General features: G+C 63.6%; 2 protein-coding genes, 1 tRNA gene and 1 pseudogene. 3 read left to right on the forward strand and 1 reads right to left on the reverse strand.

Going from position 1 to position 3353, the window contains the following annotated elements; translation table 11 throughout:
* Positions 1–163: 163 nt before the first annotated feature.
* Positions 164–1023 (reverse strand): annotated as a pseudogene (locus tag IVB12_RS15375) (methyltransferase domain-containing protein).
* A gap of 787 nt (positions 1024–1810) precedes the next feature.
* On the opposite strand from IVB12_RS15375, the gene IVB12_RS15380 reads away from it, so the two are divergent.
* From IVB12_RS15380 to IVB12_RS15390, 3 genes are all read left to right on the forward strand, one after another.
* Complete coding sequence (locus IVB12_RS15380) at positions 1811–2440, forward strand: hypothetical protein (protein ID WP_247300236.1); 630 nt, start codon at positions 1811–1813, stop codon at positions 2438–2440.
* A gap of 151 nt (positions 2441–2591) precedes the next feature.
* The gene (locus tag IVB12_RS15385; RefSeq protein WP_247300238.1) at positions 2592–2948 is read left to right on the forward strand and encodes a hypothetical protein; all 357 of its coding nucleotides are present in this window, start codon (positions 2592–2594) and stop codon (positions 2946–2948) included.
* A gap of 220 nt (positions 2949–3168) precedes the next feature.
* Positions 3169–3245: transfer RNA gene (locus tag IVB12_RS15390), tRNA-Val, on the forward strand.
* Positions 3246–3353: the final 108 nt, after the last annotated feature.

Consider the following 3353-nt stretch of genomic DNA (forward strand, 5'->3'; position numbering starts at 1 on the left):
CCGAAAGATCCCACGGTCGGGACGAAGAGCTGGCCTGCAATCGAACAAAGAGCTGATCATAAATCTTGACACACCAAACCCCCATGTGAGCAATCCAGACTGTCTCTGCTGAGGCCGCCTGAATTGCTTCGCTGCGTGCAATGACGATCGGGAAGTAGCGCGCTTACGCCGCCTTCGCCGTCACGATCCAGATCGCGCCCTGCAACGTCACCGACTGCCCTTCCTGAAACGGCGCGAGCATGTCGCGGATCGAAGCCTTGGCGGCCTCGTACGTCTCCGCGGATGGCCTTGGAGCGCGCGGCTGGCGGGGCCGATCTGGAGCGCGCCGTCGACAGCGGCATCGAGGCCACCGCCGATCGCGATATCCATCGCCAGATTGTGCGGCTGCAATGCAACGTCCACGAAGCCGGCACCTTTCAGGATGCGCATCACGCGCTCTTCGGAGGCGAAGGCGAACGGGCCCGGCTCTTCCGGTCCGACCGGCGGCATTTTCGGCACGTGCTTGTAGACCGCCATCAGCGGCGCCATCATCCAGGGGTTTTCCTTCGGCTCGCGCCAGCAAACGAAAGCGAGCCGCCCTGTCGGCTTCAGCGCTGCCCGCAAATTGGTGAAGGACACAATGGGATCGGCGAAGAACATCACGCCGAAACGCGAGGCGAGCAGATCGAAGCTCGCCCGTTCGAACGAATGCACCGTGGCATCCGCCAGCACGAAATCGAGCGGCAGGCCCTTCGGCGCCAACGCGCGCGCCTGCGACAGCATCGGCTCGGAGACGTCGAGACCGAGCGCAAAGCCATCAGGCGCCACCGCCTTGGCGAGCGCGACCGTCGTTGCACCGGAGCCGCAGCCGACGTCGATCACGCGCTCGCCCGGCTTTGGCTCGGCACGGTCGATCAGCACGTCCGCGATCGGCCCGAGCAGTTTTTCCTGCACCGCATGACGATCGGCCCAACGCTGCCCGCTCGGGCCGTTCCAATAGGCGATCTGGTCGGCGTTGAGCTCGTGTCCGCTTGACTGTTCCATCAACCCTCTCCGCGACGGTGCCGAACGTCCGCGCTCGGCCCGAGACGCTTATCCACATGCCGATCCCAGCCGCAAGGCCGATTTCCGCGCGGGACAAGCCTCGATGCCGCTTTGCCAAGCAAAGTCGACGCGGCCAAGCGGCCCTGTGTGAACTCAGCGAACAGGAGAAAACCCCTGCAGTCGGAACGATCAGTCGACATCGATTGCCTGCGGGCAATCTCGATCATATGGGTGCCTGACCCACCCGCTCGCCTGGCTTCGCCAATGGCAGCCGGAGGCGGTCAAATCCTCCGTCGCTGCCCGCCGCGGCGATGTCACGCCCCAGGACTTGCCAATCCGATCGCGCCGGCGTTCGCGCAGGCGGGCGCGGCAGCACATCGATAGATGACATACAGTCCGGCAGACGGTCTGATCCCGGACGGATGACGGCGCAAGGCGATCAGCACCGGCTACATCAGGAGGATTTACGACGAGTCGAGGAGGAGCTCAGTCGTGAGGCGCATCTCCGCCGCGGGTGCCCCTCGTTTCTAGCCACAGCAAATCGTGGGCCGGCGCCTTCATCGACGCAGCGCCTCAGTCGCCGTTCCTCCAAGCTAGCGCCAGAACAGCGCCAGCAGCAGGATGACCGGGAGCGGAATTCCTAGCAGCCACAACAGGGCGCCTCGACCAAGTGTCATGGTGTTCGGCCTTTTCCAGCTTTGACGTAGACCAAGCCGCGAAGCCCTCGGGAGTTCCTGCTTCAGGAACGGAAGATTTGAGGGCGCGTTGGAACAGAAAGTGGAAGTTCATGGAGGATCTCACCATGGTGACACGTGCAATCCCTAATCCCTTTTTTGGCTGGACATGGTCGGCCGTGCTGGCTGGCATGTTCGCATCGTTGGTCGTTCAGATCTTGCTGACGATGCTCGGTCTGGGCATTGGTCTGCTCGCGATCGACATTCCCACAGCCTCAACGGCGCCCGCTGGCGCTGGCTGGGCGGCGTTCGTGTGGTGGGCGGTGTCGGGAATCATCGCCGCTTTTGTTGGCGGTGCCGTTGCGGCAGCCAACTCGCCGGATCAGTCCGGGCTCGGCCGCGTCGGTCACGCACTTGCCGCCTGGGCGGTCACAACCGTCGTCGTGGTGGCTGCGGCAGCGATGATGCCGGCGTCCGCGACCAGCATCGCCAGCAACCTGGTCGGCCCCTCATATACAGCGAGCGCCCGGGTCGCCTATTGGTCGAACAATACCGGACGGGACACGGTCGGTGCGACGACTCGGCCGGCCACGCCGGCCCAGCTCGATGAGGCCCGCAAACACTTCTCGTACGTGATGTTTGCAAGCTTCTGTTCGCTTCTCCTCGGCGCAGGAGCGGCCTATGCCGCCGGTATGGCGACGACGGCCCAGGCGGTCAAGGAAACGGCAAGGCCGATGACGTAACGGCACAACGCAGGGCTCGAGAACAGAACGCTGGCGCGGGATCTGTGCGCATTGCGGCCGCATTGGTTTCAACGAACGGCCACACTGGAATCAGATGTCAACCAGATTTCCTCGATAGGTTGGCCGTTCCTCAAACTGAAAAGGCACGACCATGCGCAGCTTCACGGCATCCGTCATCGTTGCAGCTCTCTCCCTCGGAACACCTGCTCTGGTGCAGGCACAGGGCACATCGTCGCAACCCGGCAAGGAACAGCCGTCGACTCAATCCAGCACGGTGATCCGGAGCATACAGGTTGTGGACATCAAGGAATTGCAGCCGGCGGTGCGCGCGAAAGTCGATGAACTCGTGGCGCACACCAGCGATCAGGACATCCAGTCGCTTCGGAAGTCCATCGACGACACACCGGAGGCAGCCTCCGTGCTCAAGGCCAAAGGCTTGAGTTCGTCCCAAGTCGTCGCGATCAACATCGCCGACGGTGTTCTGACCATGTTCACCAAGACAGCCTGACATCAGACGGGAGTTGAGGCGCTGCACGGCGGCCACGAGCATGATGCCGCCTCCTCGGCCGGACGACGAGATCCGCGCGACGAAAGAGGGCAGCCCTGCAGCGGGCCTGCTGCAGGGCTGCTCGTGTCCAGCATCGAACCCTGCCGCAGGCGGCAAATTGGAGCCAGTTGGCGGCGCGCCCTTGCTTCGGCACCCGCGGGGGCGCTAAAGAGGCGCACTTGGGCGGTTAGCTCAGCTGGTTAGAGCATCTCGTTTACACCGAGAGGGTCCGCGGTTCGAATCCGTGACCGCCCACCAGCCTTCGCTTGTCCGGCCCGGACACATGGGTAACAGGTCGTACCTGAGACATGGGTGACAACCTCGTGCCGTTCGGGTGTCGAGGGTTGCAGGGTCAGTCCACGCCTT

The organism is Bradyrhizobium sp. 179 (genome assembly GCF_023073535.1).
Lineage (GTDB): Bacteria > Pseudomonadota > Alphaproteobacteria > Rhizobiales > Xanthobacteraceae > Bradyrhizobium.